The organism is Algoriphagus jejuensis (genome assembly GCF_039523455.1).
Taxonomy (GTDB): domain Bacteria; phylum Bacteroidota; class Bacteroidia; order Cytophagales; family Cyclobacteriaceae; genus Algoriphagus; species Algoriphagus jejuensis.
Map to the genome: position 1 here is coordinate 141,545 of NZ_BAAAFI010000002.1, position 17,118 is coordinate 158,662.

The window sequence follows — 17,118 nt, forward strand, 5'->3', positions numbered from 1 at the left end:
AGCAATGACCCATCATACGATACTACTTAAAAAAGGAACTGCTGCCAGCTGGTCAAACAGCGCGATGGTGTTGATCCTTTTATTTTTTATCTCTGCGAAAGCAAATGCACAGATCGTCCTTCCGGAGAAGATCGACCGAGCACACCCACGGACCTTGGCAATCGATGTGGATAAAGCCGATTTGCTGAGCAAAGTAAAGACGGATCCTGAAGTCGCTGAAGCATTTATTCGATTGAAGAAAAATGTGGACGAGTACGTGGACAGACACGTGACGGATCCTGAGTGGATTGTCTCCCGTCTACAGATGTACTGGAAAACGCACTCGACAGACGTCTATATCAATGCGGGCGTGTATTCCCATGCCGAAGGCCATGCCCCGGTTCCTACGGTCCGATTCACGGGCGCCCGCGACTATGTGATCGACCATCTCACACCCAGCATCGAAGATATCAAGCCCTACATGGATGACGAACGTGGCATCTGGGCACAACACAAGACCACCCAAGAGTGGGAATGGGTACCACAAGCCAAGACAGGTCGAATCATTGAGAATATCAACGCCAAGATCATGAGTCTGGCCAACGATGCGGCCTTGATCTATTGGCTGGAGGGAGATGAAAAATACGCCAAATTCGCCGCTGACATCTTCGATACCTACATGGTCGGGATGTCCTACCGCAGTGAACCCATCGATATTACCAAAGGACACCATCAGGACATCGTCGGACTCACCTCTTTTCAAGTCATCAAAGAAGGCGTACTCGAAGAGCTCGTCGGATGCTATGACTATCTGTACGATTACCTGCTGGCCACCGCCCCGGAGCAGATGCCGGTGTACACCGTCTCTCTCCGAAAATTTGCCGAGATAATCATCAAAAACGGCGTTCCCTTCAACAACTGGAATCTTTTTGAAGCCCAATTCGTGGCCGAGATCGCGCTGGTCTTGGAAGACGACAGCTTCTATGCTGATGGCAAAGGTTCCCAATATTACCTCGATCGAGTGCTCAATAAGACCGAAGCCCGACAATGGTCTCTCGATAAGCTGTTGGGCTACGGATACGATGCCAATACCGGCATTTGGAATGAAAGTCCGGGCTACAGCATGAACATGGTAAGGGATTTTATGAAGCTTGCCCTGCGGCTGCAGAATACCATGAATCTCGATATCGTGCCTTACATGCCCGTTTTGCCGAAGGCTGTCAAAGTCTTGCCCCAGTACATGTTCCCAAATCATTACATCGTAGGATTTGGCGATACCCACTACACCTACCTCAACACCGGCGCCATGCGCGACATGGTCGTCAATGCGCGAAAGTTCAACAAACCCGAGCAGGAAAGAGAGTTCACCGCGCTGGCAAATATGATCAGCTCCCTGGGTGAGGAGGTCAATAATTCGGGCCGCGGGAGACTGGACTTCAGGTCACTCCTGGATGGCGAGGGCGAGTTTGAATTCGACAAAAGTATCCCTGCCGCCTCCTTGAAAGACTACGTTACTCAGACTTTTTATGCGCCCAATGTAAGCTGGCTCGTTCAGCGCAATGGCCTCGATCCGAAACATGGCTTGATGATCTCCCAGGCAGGTTCGCTGGGCAATCACATGCATTCCAACGGGATCGCTATGGAGTTGTATGGCAAAGGTTATGTCCTCGCTCCCGAGGGTGGAGTGGGCAGAAGTTATTTTCAATCCGACTATCTGGAATACTACTCCCAATTCCCGGCACACAACACCGTGGCGGTGGACGGGATTTCCAAGTATCCTGAGATGCTGAGCACTCATGCCTTCAGCGTGGATGCGATGTATCCAGAGGCGGAGCGGGATGGTTTTTATCCCGAAATCTCCTTTTCCGACCTATACTTCTTAGAACCCGCCACCGATGCCGATCAGAATCGCGTGATGAGCATCGTCCGGACCGGCGGGTCGACGGGGTACTATGTGGACATCTTTCGGTCCCGCAGACGCAATGAAGCAGACAAGTACCACGATTATTTTTACCACAACCTTGGACAGGAATTGGTCTTAGCGGATCGCAGCGGTCAGCCGCTCCAGCTCTCTCCGAGTGAGCGCCTATCCTCGGCAGAGGGTGATTTGACTGCCTATGACTACCTCACAGACAAGCAATCGGTCCAATCCGCCGAGGCCTTCACGGCTAGCTATACCATGACAATGGAAGGAGAGGAGTCCGTCCGTATGGACATGTGGATGCAGGGGGACGAATCCCGTGAAATGTTCAAAGTGCTGGCTCCACCTTCGGAAGCATTTCGATCGAAGATGGTACCCCAGGAAATATCCGAAGCTCCGCTACAGACCATGGTGGTCCGGCAGACCGGAGAAGCTTGGACCCGTCCCTTTGTGGCAGTATATGAGCCCTCGACGGAAAGCGAGCCGGCCACGATTCGATCTGTTGAGGTAGTCGAGCAGGAGGATTTCGCAGACGGTTTCGTCGCCTTAAAGATCGAGAGTCTGACCGATCGTACCGATCTCGTACTGTCTTCAGATACCGCCCGCAGCACGGTAGTGCAGGACATCTCGTTTCTGGGTACCTATGGTGTAGTCAGCACCGAAGGAGAGAACCTTGCCTTGTTTCTGGGTGCGGGGACGAAACTTGAAAAAGCAGGCTATGGAATCCAGATCGTCGGCCAGGATCCCAGTGCTGCAACGCTGGTCATCGCGGGCGATTCTCTTCAGTTGACTACCGACGCTCCGGCATTGATTTCCATACCGGACACGTTCAAAAAAGGAGAAGTCTATATGATGTTCGATTCACAGAAAATCAGGGGCATACGCCTCAGGGAAAAAGGAAAGAAAACTGTTGATTTTGAAGTTCCGGTGATCTCCTTTCAGACATTCCAAGTACAGCATCAAAAAAAGTAGATCCTGAAGGTTCGACCATGAACTTCCGCTGAGAAACTTTCAACCACTCCATTTTACGCTAAGCCTTATCATTCATGTTGTTACCTATTTTACTTCAATCGGTTCTTTTAATTTCCTCGGTCTTCTCCTTTGATTTTCAACCGGAGAAAGAAGCCGAAAAGCCCAACATCGTAGTGATCCTCTGCGACGATTTGGGATACGGGGATCTTGGCTCCTTTGGACATCCCATCATCAAGACCCCCAGCCTGGATCGCCTGGCTGAGAAAGGTATTAAGCTGACGAATTACTATTCAGCCGCTCCCGTTTGTTCGCCGTCCCGGGTAGGACTGTTGACCGGTAGAAGCCCAAACCGTGCAGGCGTGTATGACTTCATCCCTGGCCCCAAACTGAGCGAAGACAATCGGGACTTGGTGCATCTGCAGGCCGATGAGGAAACCATCCCCGCCATGCTGAAATCGGCGGGCTACGCGACCTGCCTTTCAGGAAAGTGGCACTGCAATTCGAAGTTCAACAGCCCGGAGCAGCCCCAGCCCGGCGACTTTGGTTTCGACCATTGGTTTGCCACACACAACAACGCCGCTCCAAGCCACGAAAACCCCAACAATTTTGTCAGAAATGGGGAAAAAGTCGGAGAGCTGGAGGGCTATAGCTGTCAGCTCGTGGTAGATGAAGCGCTGGATTGGTTATCGAAAAAGAAAATCGAATCTCCCTTTTACCTTCAGGTAAATTTCCACGAACCGCACGAGCCAGTGGCTTCACCACAGGATCTGGTGGCGAAATACCTGCCCTTGGCAGAAAATGAAAACCAGGCTCAATACTTCGCCAATGTAGAAAACATGGACAAAGCCGTCGGGCGCCTGCTGGAGTATTTGGAGGAAAATCACGGTGAAAATACCCTGATCGTCTTTAGCTCGGACAACGGCCCCGAGACGCTAAATCGTTACGCACGCTCTTTTCGATCCTACGGCTCACCCGGAGATTTGAAGGGCATGAAGCTTTGGACTACCGAGGCGGGCTTTAGAGTGCCGGGGATCGTCTACTGGATGGGGAAGGAAACCGCTAGCGGGACGCACGATGAGGTGGTGTCAGGACTTGATTTCCTGCCAACATTTGCGGAACTGTCCGGCGCCGCCTTGCCACAGCGGACGATCGACGGAGAATCGTTTGCCGCGCTTCTCGACCAAGGGGAATTCCTGCGGACCAAACCTCTGATATGGAGCTTTTACAATGCGATCAACGATCACGTCGTGGCGATTCGTGACGGTGACTGGAAGATCATGGCGAGGCTGAAAAACGGAAACGCCTATCTGCCGAAGATCGAAAACCTCTACGAGGGGAATGAGGCGCTGCTCAAGGAAAGTGAGCTCGCGGACTTTGTCCTCTATGACATGAAAAACGACCGCGGTGAGAGCGTCGATGTGTCCTCAGACTATCCTGAAATTTTTGAAGAAAAGAAAAATCGCCTGAAAGCCGAGTACCAAGGTCTACTGGCAGATAGCCCATTTTGGAAACGGAACTGATGCATCCGGTCTAATTAAAAGTATCATTTCGAGGATCTGTGTGTTGCTCAAAAATCTCCGATAAATAGCAAAAAGCCCTTTATGTCCAGTAACAAAAAAACAAAATTCTATCTCTTGCTTATCTGCCTTTTCACTTTGGCTGCCTGCGATGGACTGCTTGCGCAAAAGGCTTCCGCTCCCTTTGTGCACCCTGGGATCAATCAGACGCAGGCGGATCTGGAGTGGATGAAACAAAAAGTTCAAAGCGGCGAACAGCCTTGGAAAGCCGCTTTTGAAAACCTGAGCGAATCCGCTTCGCTTGACTTTAAGCCCCAGCCCTTCACCCATGTGATCAGAGGTCCCTACGGCCGACCTTCGATAGGTGGCAAAGAACTCTCGGCCAGCGCAAGTGCAGCCTACGAACATGCGCTCATGTGGTACATTACCGGCAATAAACTGCATGCGCAAAAGTCTATTGAAATACTGAATGCCTGGTCGGCCGTGCTGTGGGATTTTGATGACAATGACGCAAAAGTTCTGGCAGGCTGGACAGGACATCAATTTTGCAACGCGGCGGAGATTCTCAAACACACCGACTCCGGATGGCAGGCCGAAGACATCTCACAATTCCGAAAGATGCTGCTGACGGCCTACTATCCCATGCTCGTCGATTTCTTTCCCGAAGCCAACGGCAACTGGGACGCAGCCATCATCAACACGATGATGAGTATCGGGATTTTCTTGGATGACCGCGAGATGTTTGATCGCTCCGAAGATCAGTTTCTGCTGGGAAATGGCAACGGTGGCTTGACCAAGTACATCTATCCCAGTGGCCAATGCCAGGAGAGTACCCGAGACATGGGTCATACACAATTGGGACTTGGGCATTTCGCTTTTACCGCCCAAATCGCCTGGAATCAGGGTGTGGATCTCTTTGAAACGGCAGACAATCGCCTCGCCCTGGGCTATGAATACACTGCAAAGTATCTGTTGGGGGAAGAAGTACCGGCTTACGGAGAAATCTCAAGCAAGGGCCGGGGCCGGTTCAGTGATATCTATGAGGGTGTCTTTCAACACTACCGCTATGTCAAAGGACTGGAAATGCCCTATACCGAAAAGGTCCTGGAGAAAACGCGATCAAAGTCTTCCGTCCAAGTCCTGACCTCCTACAAGGGCCCCTTGCCCGACAGTCCAAAGACGGCCTCAGGGCCACCGGTTCTGAGTGCCATTGCGCCAAAGGCGGGAGCTCTGGCCACGGAATCCACCCCTGTCCCCTCCAACGCAATCCCCGTCGCTCCGGGAGAGTCGATTCAGGCGGCGATAGATTCCGCTGCGAAAATCGGGGGAACGGTGCTCTTGAAAAATGGCGTACACACGCTGCCCGCCATGCTTCAGATTCCGAGTGGGATTACGCTCGCGGGAGAGGGAATCGAAACCATCCTTTTCCTTGATCCAGCACTTACCAACGATCGCGCAGGCACCGCTCTGGTCAATGCCGTCGATGATTTGCACGATGTCATCCTTCGGGACTTTGTGATCGAAGGTGCCTTGACGGTAAAAACTTCGAGCGATCCCAATCAAGACCGCAGACAGCGCTCCTACCAGATGGCCCCAAGCCGTGCGGGAATCATCTTCTCCGGCCTTAGAGAGGAACACCTCCGCAATATCCACTTGGAGCACCTCACCGTGCGAAACCATACCCATCAGGGAGTGGCTATCAAAGGGGCAAAGGGCGTCACGATCCAAGCCTGCGACTTTAGCGACAACGGCTCAAGTGTAGTGCCCGGCGCGGGTCTTCAGCATAACCTGCTACTTCTGCATACCCAGGAAGTAGAGATTGCCGAGTCCAGATTTGACACCTCCCCTTGGGGTAATGGCATCCACATAGAATATGGCGCCGATATCTCAATCTCAAACTCCGAACTGGCCAGAAATGCCGGAGATGGAATCCATGCAATAGACTCCCAAAACCTCAGAATCCAAGGGAATCTTGTCGAAGGAAACGACCGAAATGGATTCCATATCGGCCAACGAGTGGAAGAGATCAACCGGATAAATGTGCTGGATAATCTATCCCAGTACAATGGTGACTATGGAATAAAGGTAGCGCCAGGTAAAGACGCGATCCTCAGAGGGAATCGACTGGAAGGCAATGGAAAGGCTGCCGAATCATCTGCCGATCCCGCCAGCTCGGGTAAAAAGTAGCGGTAAGCCGGATCGGGATTCTTACAGGACCAACAGAAGGTGGAGGTAAAAAACCAAAAAAGATGACAGCAACACAGCTTGAAAATATTTTCAAATCAGTACGACAAGTCCTTGGAGCACTGCTCCTGCTGAGCATCGTTGGATGCGCTGCCAAGGAACAAGGCGACACGACTCAATCCGAAACTGCAAAAGAATGGAAACTGCAGTTTGAAGATCCCTGCACGGGGAATTGGCAGCAGAACTGGTTTCTGGACGGGGAACTCGCCACTATCGAAACCTCGGAAAAGGGCATGAATTTCAAAGCCGGGCCGGTCAATCGGGACGATGCCCATCATGCCGTACTCTGGACCCAGGAGTCATTTGAGGGAGACGTCAAGATCGAGTACGACTTCACCCGCACGGACAGTCAGGTGGTCAATGTGAACATCCTTTTCATCCAGGCGACTGGCGTCGGTGACAGTATCTTTCACAAGGATATCACCAAATGGAACGACTACAGAAAGGTGCCGACGATGAGCAAATACTACGATCACATGAAGACCATCCATATCAGCTATGCTGCTTTTCCCATGGTCAACGAAGACGCTGACAATGACTACCTGCGCGTGCGGAAGTATCCGGTGACTGACCAAATCACCTTTGACGACATGGAAGTGGCTCCCGCCTACTTCAATACCGGTCTGTTTCTCCCGAATGTGACCTACAAGATGACTTGGATCAAGACGAATGAGAAACTCCTCCTGTCCGTGGCAGGCAACGGAGAGGTCAAGGAATACGGGTGGGATCTGCCTCAGGGAGATCCGGTCACGGAAGGCCGCATTGGCCTTAGACACATGTTTACCCGCGCTGCTACCTACAGGGACTTCAAGGTCTACATGAAAAATCAGGATAAGCCACACCCGTCAACTCATCAATAAACCTCAACGCATATTTTGAAAAATTCGAATCAAAACTTATGGGCTTTCACCGCCTCTCTCGCCGGATTTTTATTCGGTTTTGATACCGTCGTGATCTCGGGAGCCAATCTCCCCATCAAAGAACTTTGGCAAACCAGTCCATGGTTTCATGGCACCTTTATCATGTCCATGGCGCTATGGGGAACGGTAGTTGGGTCCCTACTCGGCGGCATCCCCAGCCAGCGCTTTGGCAGAAAAAACACCCTGATCTGGATCGGAATCCTGTATTTCGTCTCTGCCGTCGGTTCCGGCTTAGCGACGGATCCGTATATGTTTTCGTTTTTCCGATTCATCGGCGGCTTGGGCGTCGGCGCCTCCACGGTCGCGGGCCCGATGTATATCTCTGAAATCTCCACACCGAAAAACCGGGGAAAGCTCGTCGCATTGTATCAGTTCAATATTGTGCTTGGCATCCTGATCGCTTTCCTTTCCAATTACCTGCTGAAAGGTGTGGGTGGAGACAATGACTGGAGATGGATGCTGGGGATCGAAGGCCTGCCTGCGATTATTTATTTCGTCGCGGTCCTCTTTGTGCCAAAAAGCCCACGATGGCTGATCACGGTGAAAAATGACGTCGCTGGAGCGAAGGCCGTCCTGTTGAAGATGGGAGTGGAAGATGTCGATGCTAAGATCGCGGAGATACAAGCGGCGGATGACACGGTTCAGAAAACCGATTCCTTCTTCAAACACTACAAAAAGCCGCTGACCCTGGCCTTCCTCATCGCATTCTTCAATCAACTCTCCGGGATCAACTTTGTCCTGTACTATGCTCCGGAGATCTTTGAAATGGCTGGACTGGCGACCAAAGATTCCCTTTTCAGCTCGATTGCGATCGGGGGGATCAATCTGGTTTTCACCTTTGTAGGCCTGTATCTCATCGATCGTGCTGGCCGGCGACAACTTCTCATCGTTGGTTCGATAGGCTACATCGTCAGCCTCTTGATGATTTCGGCCAGCTTCTACGCAGGCCTGGGTTCTACCTTCCTCCTGATCTCGATGATGGCATTCATCGCCTCCCATGCCGTCGGGCAGGGAGCAGTGATCTGGGTGTTCATCGCGGAGATTTTTCCCAATCACGCTCGTGCGGCAGGACAATCCTGGGGCACCGGAACGCATTGGGTATTTGCGGCGATCATCACTCTGCTCGGGCCTGTCGTGATCGGGATTTTCCAGACCAACCCTTGGCCGATCTTCACCATCTTCGCCGCGATGATGGTGTTCCAATTGCTTTTCGCAGTCTTCATGATGCCGGAGACCAAAGGCGTCTCACTCGAAGACATCCAGAAAAAACTCGGATTCTGACACTTACAACAACCTCTATCTTGCCTAATACCTTTCTTATGAAAAAGTTAAACTACCTATTTGTCTTTCTGCTAATTCTAGCCGCTTCCGGCTGTGCCCCTGATGCTCCGGAGCAGAAAATCCTGACCGACGACGAGCGGATGGAATGGTGGCGCGATGCCCGCTTCGGCATGTTTATCCACTGGGGTGCCTACGCGATTCCCGGTGGGGAGCGCAATGGCGAAATCTGCAAAGGCGGCGCCGAGTGGATCATGGATAAGTTGGACTACACCATCGAAGACTACGAAAAAGTGGTGGCTGAATTCAATCCCGTTGACTTTGATGCCGACGAGTGGGTGCGAATCGCCAAAGATGCAGGGATGAAATACATCATCCTCACCTCCAAGCATCACGACGGTTTCAGTCTCTGGGACTCTGAAGTGACCGACTACGATATCATGGATGCCGCGCCATTCAAGCGGGATATCGTCAGAGAACTTGCCGAAGCCTGCAAAAAAGGCGGCATCAAATTCGGCGTCTACCACTCGATCGTGGACTGGCATCACCCGCAGGCCCAAGCGCCACTGTATCCCAACTATAATGCAGGGCAAAAAGACCAGACGATCGTCAATCCGGAATTTCCGAAGTACTACGAAAACTACCTGAAACCGCAAGTGAAGGAATTGCTGACCAACTATGACGACATCGCGGTGGTGTGGTTTGACGGAGACTGGATCGCCGACTACACCACAGAGATGGGTAAAGAGCTCTATTCCTTTATCCGCGAGATCCAGCCAAACGTCATTGTCAACAACAGAGTCGACAAGGGTCGAATGGGGATGGAAGGAATGGATCGCGAAGGCGAATTTGCAGGTGACTTTGGCACTCCCGAACAGGAAATCCCGGCAACGGGAATCGACTCGGACTGGGAATCCTGCATGACCATGAACGGATCATGGGGCTACAAACCCTCCGATCATAAATGGAAAAGCAGCGAAGTGCTGATCCACAATCTAGTCGACATCGTGTCCAAAGGCGGCAATTTTCTGCTGAATGTCGGTCCTGATGGGCAGGGCTTATTTCCGCAGGAAAGCATCGACCGTCTGGCGGCGATGGGTAAGTGGACTAAGGTCAATGGAGAGTCTATCTACGGCGCAAAAGCCAGCCCATACGATCGACCGGAATGGGGCAGGTACACCAGCAAAGACGGCGTGGTGTATGCCCATGTGTTTGATTGGCCCGAAGATGGTCGCCTGGCGATCAATCCGGAGATGAAGGTCAAGAAAACTTCGCTTTTGGCTTCCCCATCCACTCCGGTAGAATTTGACGAGGCTACCCACAGCATCCAACTTCCCACCGCTGCCCCGGATACCATCGTGACCGTAATCAAACTTGAGTTGCTGTAAGGGGGGACTGCCTCCGGTTGCCGGAGCTCAATAGGGAAGTTGACGCAGAGCAGTGGGATTGTTTTCCCTGATCCAAAGGAAGCGGGTATCTCGATATAGATCCGAAACCCGCTTCCTTTTTTCGTTTCAGACCTTCAGCGTGAAATTCAATATCGTAAAGAAAATAATCATCGCCATCAGCAGCCAAGCCGCCAAGGGATTGGACTTTTCAAAATTCGCCTTGCGAAAGATCAGGTGGATGAGAAAGGACACCCCAAACCAACCGGCATAGTTTCCCGGAGGGATGATGTCAAACTTCCACACCCAGAAATCTAATGCGACGGCCACCGGCTCTATGATATAGTCCAATGCCGTCATCGCCAAGGCTCCCAAAAATGCCGCATAGTAGTCGTTGGGGATCTGCCGGAAAACCGTCCCGGTGAGGTAGCTGAGGACAAACCAGTTGACCCCGATGATGATGGGAACGTCCCAGAGCTTTGGCCCCAAAGTCGGCCCATAGACATAGTCACCGTACAGGTATCCTGTATGAATCCCGATAAGCTCCGAGCCAAATCCAATCCAAAATGCAGCCGCTGCGAAAACAGGAAAGGCATCATTCCAGCCCCGGTGAAAGAACAAGACCAGCAGAAGCGAAACCAAAAGCTGTGCAGGCGTCAATCCCAAAAACAATTCCCGGTATTCCGGAAGGCTCAAACCAATGACTCCGACTATGTGCAATGCAACGATAATGATCTTGCCAATCAATATTCTGGAAATTCGGGGCTCACCCCGGGAAGGGACATGGAGATGCATAATTATTCTGGGAGGCGTAGTTTCTATTAGGGATGCTTAACTTTGAGCAACCGCTTTTTGTTGGCAGCAAAAGTAACCAAAACTACATCCCCCGCTTATGATCCTGTACAATATCACCATCAATGTATCCCCAGACATCGAAGAGGATTTCATCTCTTGGATGAAAGAAACCCATATTCCTGAGATGCTTGCAATTGGAGTTTTTGATGAACACAAGTTTTTCAGACTCCTCCACGATTCCGAAGACGGCTCTACCAATTACTGTGTCCAATACTTCACCGAGAATATCGACCGGATGATGGACTACGAAAAAAATCATGCCCCGCTGCTTCGAAACAAAACCCAAGAAAGATATCCGAGCAAGGCCGTGATGTTTCAGACGCTTTTGGAGACGATCTGATCATGTCCAAGTATCTCAAATTGATCATCAGTCTAGCGCTACCGCAGCTAGCCGGAGGGTTAGGCGCTTTTTTCACGATTACCGCAGTCGATAGCTGGTTTGCTACACTGGTCAAACCGAGTTGGAACCCTCCCAGTTGGCTGTTCGGTCCGGTGTGGACCTTTCTATATGTATTGATGGGAATCGCATGCTACCTGATTTGGAAAAGTGACTTTCCGCGGAAAGAAACTTTGCTAAAGCTGTATGCCCTCCAATTGGTTCTGAATACCCTTTGGTCTCCCGCTTTTTTCGGCATGAAATCACCCCTGCTCGGACTGATGGTGATCGTCCCACTTTGGGCAGCTATTATTCTTTGCGTCATTAAGTTCAAAAAGGCCAGTCCTTTAGCTTCCGGATTGATGGTACCTTACCTGCTTTGGGTCACCTTTGCGACAGCACTGAATACTGCGATTCTGATGTTAAATTAAAAACTTAAAAAGCCAGCTCAAAACGAATTGAGCTGGCTTTCATGTTTTCGGACTAGTCGAACATTAATCCTCTACCGTTGTGGTCACCTTTGGAGCCTCCTTGGTCCAAGAGCTTACGTCCAGTTTTCGAGGAGTCGGAAAGATTTCGTCCAGCGTGTTTCCATCGTACACCCGTCCATTTTTTACGACATGGCTGATTGAGTTGGTGTTGCGGATGTTTTCCAGTGGATTTTTTTCCATGATCACCAAGTCGGCAAGCTTACCCGCTTCGATGCTGCCCAATTCCTTGTCCAGCCCAAGTGCTTCTGCACCCAAGATCGTTGCTACTTTTATCGCATTGAGATTGCTCATTCCACCACTCGCCACGGACCACAGCTCCCAATGGTAGCCTAGACCCTGCAACTGCCCGTGGGATCCGATGCCTGCCAGGCCTCCTTGTGAAATGATCGAATTGACTCCTTTCGCATGATCTTCAAAGACATGATCTTCCGGAGCAAACCAACCTCCCAATCCACCTGCTCTTCTGCGAGCCTTGGAATTGAGCTCGTTGTATGGGGTAAATCGATTCAATTTAGGATCGTGAAGTGGACTTTCGGTGGTGTAGTAGAAGTTTTCGGCCCAAGGACCGCCATAGGCGACGAGCAATGTTGGTGTGTAGGCCATCTTGCTTTCGGCAATAGTCTTGGTCACATCGCTGTAAAGCGGATAGATCGGAATAGCGTGCTCGTGTCCCGGATATCCGTCAAAAAGCTGAGTCATGTTCAGCTTATAGTCCAGACCTCCCTCAGTCGTTGGCATCAGTTTCTGCTCATTGGCGGCCATGATCACCCACTGACGATGCTGGCGATTGCCGACCAGATACATCTTAATGTATTGGGTGTTGTAGTATTTGCTGTATTGCTTGAGCACATTTTTGGTCTGATCGAGCGACTTCATGTTGTACATCCAATAGCCGACTCCGGGCCCGGTGGAATAGACTCTTGGTCCGGGCACCACTCCGGCTTCCACCATATCTCCATAGGTCAGGACATCAGTAGTTGCCGTCTGAGGGTCACGGGTGGTGGTGACTCCATAGGCGAGATTTGCGGCATAGATCCAAACCGTATTCTTATGCAGTCCCCAGGTAGGCCACATGTGAGCGTGGGTGTCAATAAATCCGGGAGTGATCGTTTTGCCTGAAGCATCGATAATTTCGGCACCGGCTGCATCTAAAGTTCCTGTGGGTCCTACTGCCTTGATCCGGTTATTCTCGATCAATATGTCACCGTTTTCGATGACCTCCGATCCTTTCATGGTTAGGATCCTGGCATTTTTCAAGAGGATTGTTCCCTTCGGAATATCTTTGGCAAAATATACCTTCACCTGACTTTCCGCCGGCTTATAGGATTCTTTTTCTTTCAGTTCGACTTTGTGAAGGCTGTCCGCTTTTGCCAAGGTCTTGTCCGCTTTGAACAGCGAGTCGATGCGTTTTTTATCAGCCTTTGCCAAAGAGTCCGCAAGCTTCACCGCTGCCTCTCCTTTTGCCTTCAGCGTCGAAACACTGTCAGCCTCCGCCAGCATTTTTGCTTTCTTAGCAGTCTTCACCGAATCATCTACATAATCTGCACGGTCCAGGTCGTACACCCAATGCCCGTTTCCAAGCGACCAGTGGATCTTTTTACCATTGGCTTCCCAGGCTGGCCATTCACCGCCAATGTCTGTGAGTTGTCGGGAGGGAAAGTTGCTCGACGTCGGGTCGGCCACGTTGATAGTTGGCACTTTGCCTGCTGTAGGGATGGTGATCACATAGACGTTGTTGTTGACCTGTGCCAAAGCTTTGTTGCCAACCGGTGCCATGAGGATTGTGCTGGCACTGGCAGGCGTCATCTGGGGTTCTCGGGAATTGGTGCCCTCAGGTAGCATGCAGTAATTTACCGCATCGGCATTGGAAACTGGCTTGCCCATCACGTAGCGGACGGTTGATGCCTCTTCCAGACTTGCGTGTTCGTGGTCAGCATGTGGATCCGCAGCAGAGCCAAATGGCGTGATGCCGGTGATTTTAGCATAAACCTTCTCATCCGTTCCGTCCCATTTCACACTCAACAGCGACCCACCCGATCCGTTCAAGAAAATTCGGCTTGTGTCCTGCGTGAAGTGTGGATTGCCATAGTTTCCGGCATCCATGATTTTTCGGAATGCTCCTCCTGAGGCGGGTACCCAGGCCAAGATGGCTTCAGCGGCACTGACTCCCGGTCCTTCCGATTCTTGAAGTAAGCGATTGGACCCTTTGTAAACGATGATTCTATTGTTTGGTCCCCAGATAGGAGTATAGTAGAGCGATGACTCAGTCGTCAGTTGCGTGACGCCGCCTCTCCCTCCAAGGGAAGCTTTGTAGAGATGTCCGCCCTCCTTTTCCTCCCAAGTCGTGAAAACTAGCTGAGTGCCATCGGGGCTCCAAGAAGGCATTGCCTCCGTAAACTCATTTTTGGTTACCCGAGCTGGATTGCCATTGGGATAGTCCATCACATAGAGGCGATTGAGTACGGTAAAAGCAAGTTTTTTTCCGTCCGGGGAAGGAACTGCATCCCTAATCTGGGTGGCGAGTTTTGCTGTGGTATCTTTGATTTCGTAATTGAAATAAAGTCGCGGACCCATGGCCAGTTTGACGTTAGCCTCGAAGGGAATCTCTACCGCCGGAGCACCATCGACAGCTAGTTTCCAGATTTTGCCGCCGTAAGAAGCAATGATGGACTTGCTGTCCGGCGTGAAAGCCATGGCAGGAAGGACACCTTGAGGCGCAATAGATTCCTGCTCATCTCGCTGTACCGGGTAGGCAAGCCATTTCTCGTCACCGGTTTTGAGATTTCTCAGTACCAAGCCCGTCTTGTCTTCCCAGCGAGTTCCATAGACCATCCACATTCCGTCTTTGCTGAGGGTCGGCGTGAAGGCGGATCCATATCGGGAAGTGATGCTGGACATTTCACCTTTTTCGAAATCATAGGTGCCTATCTGATATTGAGGCAGCAGAGCGTTGTAGTTCCAAGCGCCGTTTCTATGGGAGTAGTAAACTTTTTTGCCGTCGGGACTTACAAAAGGATCGATGGTTTTCATCGAAGCCGGATTCTCGTTGAGCTGGATTCCGCCTCCGCCGTCCTTGTGATACATCCAAAGTTTGGTGATCCGACGACCTTTGGCCACGATGATGTATTCTCCATCCGGTGTCCAATAGGCGCCTGGAACATCTCCATTTTTGTCTTTGGTCACCTGGACAGTATCTTTTTTTACCAAGTCTATGTACCAGAGATTGTCGCTTCCGGCACGGTCGGAGGTAAATAGTATCTTGTTTCCGTCTGGGGAAAATCTCGGATGCGTTTCATAGGCGATTCCAGAAGTAAACGGAATAGCAGTGCCACCTTCGATCGGAAGGGTGTAGATGTCTCCCATGAGATCAAAGGCAATGGTCTTTCCGTCGGGGCTGACATCGACACTCATCCAAGTGCCTTCCTTGGCGGTAAACTTCACCTCACGCTCTGGCTTCAAGGGGAGGTCTTTGAATTTGGGATAGTCGAGACTATCATTTTTTGTAGTGTCGGCTGATGTGTTGCCGTCATGGGGGAAAAGATCTCCTCCCGTTTTGGGTACCAAAGCAGCAAAACTTACTGATGCTCCTAGAGCAAGCAATAATGCCGGCTGGGCAAGCTTTCTCATATCAATTTGGGTTTGGGCAATTAATCTACAGCGATTCTTTGGCTTTTCGAAAACGCCAGACCCAATCCTGTCCAAATAGATCGGTTTCGGGCATTTTTTGGAATCGTTCGTCTAATACAAGGATTAATGTAGGGTCTTGCTATAAATCATATAATCTGTATTTACAGATTTTATAATCCAGATTCCAAATGATGTCTGAACATGAAAGGGTTAAAATCAACATTTCATCAACAAAATTACCAAACCAACTGGAGAAGGAACGGGATTGGGGTTGAGCTTAAGCAATGATATGGAGAAGGCGCATGATGAGAGATTAGAGATGGAATCGGAAATCGGCGTTGGTACTACTTTTATATTATATCTGCCAAGGTAAAGCTGAAGCCTTTCCGTTTAAAAAACCCAAATTCATCTCTCCGCAATGCTGATTCGAATGGGCTTGATACTAGAGTTTCGTCCCGGTTTTCAATCACTTCAGGACTAATACCTCCAGCTCATTGGCTGCCCTCCATGGATCCGTCCAAAACTTCAAAAACCGTCACCGCTTTAGCCTTGTTTTTCAAGCTCATCTCGCCTATAGCCTGAACGTTGAACTGCCCCTGAATGAGCTCCGCGCATCGGTTCAGGATCAGGATTTGGTCGGGACTTGCTGCGCTTTGCAGGCGGGAAGCTACATTGACGGCATCTCCGATGACGGTGTAGTCGAGCCGCTTTAGGGACTTGGATCCGATGTTTCCGGAGACCATCTCTCCCGAATTGATCCCGATCGACACTTGGGGTTTGAAAAGTGTTTTTGCCGAGTATTCGGGGATCGCCCCCATTTTTTCCCGGATTGCGAGACAGGCTTTGATAGCGCGGGATAAGTGATTTGGGCCTTGAAATACCGCCATGACGGCGTCTCCGATAAACTTATCCACACTGCCCTTTTGTTCGATAATCTCTCTGACCATCAGGTCGAAGTATTCGTTGAGCAACCCAACTACCGTGTTTGGATCTTCATTTTCGGATATTTTGGTGAAGCCAACCAAATCAATGAAAGCCACTGAGGCCTCGATGGTCACGTTTTCCATTAAGGCGACTTCAATTTCTTTCCCGCCCATGAAGTTCAGCACGGTCTCATCCACATACATTTTCAGGATGTTGTTTTCCCTCAAGGCATGCAGTGTCCCCTTGATCTGATTGATGTAGGTGAGGGTTTTTTCAATGGTGATTTCCAAATCCTGAAAATCCACCGGTTTGGTCACAAAATCAAACGCACCGAGGTTCATTGCCTTGCGGATATTTTCCATATCTCCGTAGGCGGAGATGATGATCGTCTTGACCAGCGGATTTTTGTCCTTGGTATTAGCCAGCAGCGTGAGTCCGTCCATCACCGGCATATTGATATCGCTCAGGATCATGTCTACGTCCGGGTGATCTCGAAGCGTGTCCATGGCCAGTTGTCCATTTAGGGCAAACAGCATTTCGTATTCTCCGGCGCGTATTTTTTGGCGATACTTTTGCCTAAAAAGCATCTCCAAATCTTCCTCGTCATCGACTACCAGTATTTTTGCCAT

12 protein-coding genes are annotated in these 17,118 nt (G+C 50.6%); 9 read left to right on the plus strand and 3 right to left on the minus strand.

Annotated features, from left to right (window positions below):
• The first annotated feature begins 4 nt into the window (after positions 1-4).
• From ABD031_RS01615 to ABD031_RS01640, 6 genes are all read left to right on the plus strand, one after another.
• On the plus strand, positions 5-2,872 hold the full coding sequence (locus tag ABD031_RS01615) for an endo-acting ulvan lysase-like protein (protein WP_343848047.1): 2,868 nt from the start codon (positions 5-7) through the stop codon (positions 2,870-2,872).
• Between the two features lie 74 nt (positions 2,873-2,946).
• Complete coding sequence (locus ABD031_RS01620; RefSeq protein ID WP_343848048.1) at positions 2,947-4,392, plus strand: sulfatase-like hydrolase/transferase; 1,446 nt, start codon at positions 2,947-2,949, stop codon at positions 4,390-4,392.
• An 81-nt stretch (positions 4,393-4,473) separates the two neighbouring features.
• Positions 4,474-6,576: an alginate lyase family protein gene (locus tag ABD031_RS01625; protein WP_343848049.1), complete on the plus strand. Its 2,103-nt coding sequence runs from the start codon at positions 4,474-4,476 to the stop codon at positions 6,574-6,576.
• A gap of 62 nt (positions 6,577-6,638) precedes the next feature.
• A complete protein-coding gene (locus tag ABD031_RS01630) occupies positions 6,639-7,493 on the plus strand; it encodes a DUF1961 family protein (protein WP_343848050.1) in 855 nt (284 codons plus the stop codon).
• 15 nt (positions 7,494-7,508) lie between these two features.
• Complete coding sequence (locus tag ABD031_RS01635) at positions 7,509-8,834, plus strand: sugar porter family MFS transporter (protein ID WP_343848051.1); 1,326 nt, start codon at positions 7,509-7,511, stop codon at positions 8,832-8,834.
• 38 nt (positions 8,835-8,872) lie between these two features.
• Entirely contained in the window at positions 8,873-10,219 is a 1,347-nt protein-coding gene (locus ABD031_RS01640) for an alpha-L-fucosidase (protein WP_343848052.1), read from the plus strand.
• Between the two features lie 126 nt (positions 10,220-10,345).
• On the opposite strand, the gene ABD031_RS01645 is transcribed toward ABD031_RS01640, so the two are convergent.
• A complete protein-coding gene (locus ABD031_RS01645; RefSeq protein WP_343848053.1) occupies positions 10,346-11,011 on the minus strand; it encodes a carotenoid biosynthesis protein in 666 nt (221 codons plus the stop codon).
• 97 nt (positions 11,012-11,108) lie between these two features.
• On the opposite strand from ABD031_RS01645, the gene ABD031_RS01650 reads away from it, so the two are divergent.
• Both ABD031_RS01650 and ABD031_RS01655 read left to right on the plus strand, forming a co-directional pair.
• Entirely contained in the window at positions 11,109-11,411 is a 303-nt protein-coding gene (locus ABD031_RS01650) for a DUF4286 family protein (protein WP_343848054.1), read from the plus strand.
• Positions 11,412-11,413: 2 nt separating this feature from the next.
• Positions 11,414-11,878 (plus strand): TspO/MBR family protein, encoded by a 465-nt coding sequence (locus tag ABD031_RS01655; protein WP_343848055.1) that lies wholly within the window; start codon positions 11,414-11,416, stop codon positions 11,876-11,878.
• Between the two features lie 63 nt (positions 11,879-11,941).
• Here ABD031_RS01655 and ABD031_RS01660 read toward each other — a convergent pair whose 3' ends face one another.
• Positions 11,942-15,565, minus strand: a complete 3,624-nt coding sequence (locus ABD031_RS01660; RefSeq protein WP_343848056.1) for an amidohydrolase family protein — start codon at positions 15,563-15,565, stop codon at positions 11,942-11,944.
• Positions 15,566-15,800: 235 nt separating this feature from the next.
• On the opposite strand from ABD031_RS01660, the gene ABD031_RS01665 reads away from it, so the two are divergent.
• A complete protein-coding gene (locus ABD031_RS01665; protein ID WP_343849127.1) occupies positions 15,801-15,938 on the plus strand; it encodes an ATP-binding protein in 138 nt (45 codons plus the stop codon).
• A 118-nt stretch (positions 15,939-16,056) separates the two neighbouring features.
• Here ABD031_RS01665 and ABD031_RS01670 read toward each other — a convergent pair whose 3' ends face one another.
• Positions 16,057-17,118, minus strand: coding sequence for an adenylate/guanylate cyclase domain-containing protein (locus tag ABD031_RS01670; protein WP_343848057.1), 1,062 nt, complete (start codon positions 17,116-17,118; stop codon positions 16,057-16,059).

Coding starts and splice junctions, on each gene's coding strand:
- ABD031_RS01615 (WP_343848047.1), top strand. CDS start 5: ATGACCCATCATACGATACTACTTAAAAAAGGAACTGCTGCCAGCTGG.
- ABD031_RS01620 (WP_343848048.1), top strand. CDS start 2,947: ATGTTGTTACCTATTTTACTTCAATCGGTTCTTTTAATTTCCTCGGTC.
- ABD031_RS01625 (WP_343848049.1), top strand. CDS start 4,474: ATGTCCAGTAACAAAAAAACAAAATTCTATCTCTTGCTTATCTGCCTT.
- ABD031_RS01630 (WP_343848050.1), top strand. CDS start 6,639: ATGACAGCAACACAGCTTGAAAATATTTTCAAATCAGTACGACAAGTC.
- ABD031_RS01640 (WP_343848052.1), top strand. CDS start 8,873: ATGAAAAAGTTAAACTACCTATTTGTCTTTCTGCTAATTCTAGCCGCT.
- ABD031_RS01645 (WP_343848053.1), bottom strand. CDS start 11,011: ATGCATCTCCATGTCCCTTCCCGGGGTGAGCCCCGAATTTCCAGAATA.
- ABD031_RS01650 (WP_343848054.1), top strand. CDS start 11,109: ATGATCCTGTACAATATCACCATCAATGTATCCCCAGACATCGAAGAG.
- ABD031_RS01655 (WP_343848055.1), top strand. CDS start 11,414: ATGTCCAAGTATCTCAAATTGATCATCAGTCTAGCGCTACCGCAGCTA.
- ABD031_RS01660 (WP_343848056.1), bottom strand. CDS start 15,565: ATGAGAAAGCTTGCCCAGCCGGCATTATTGCTTGCTCTAGGAGCATCA.
- ABD031_RS01670 (WP_343848057.1), bottom strand. CDS start 17,118: ATGGCAAAAATACTGGTAGTCGATGACGAGGAAGATTTGGAGATGCTT.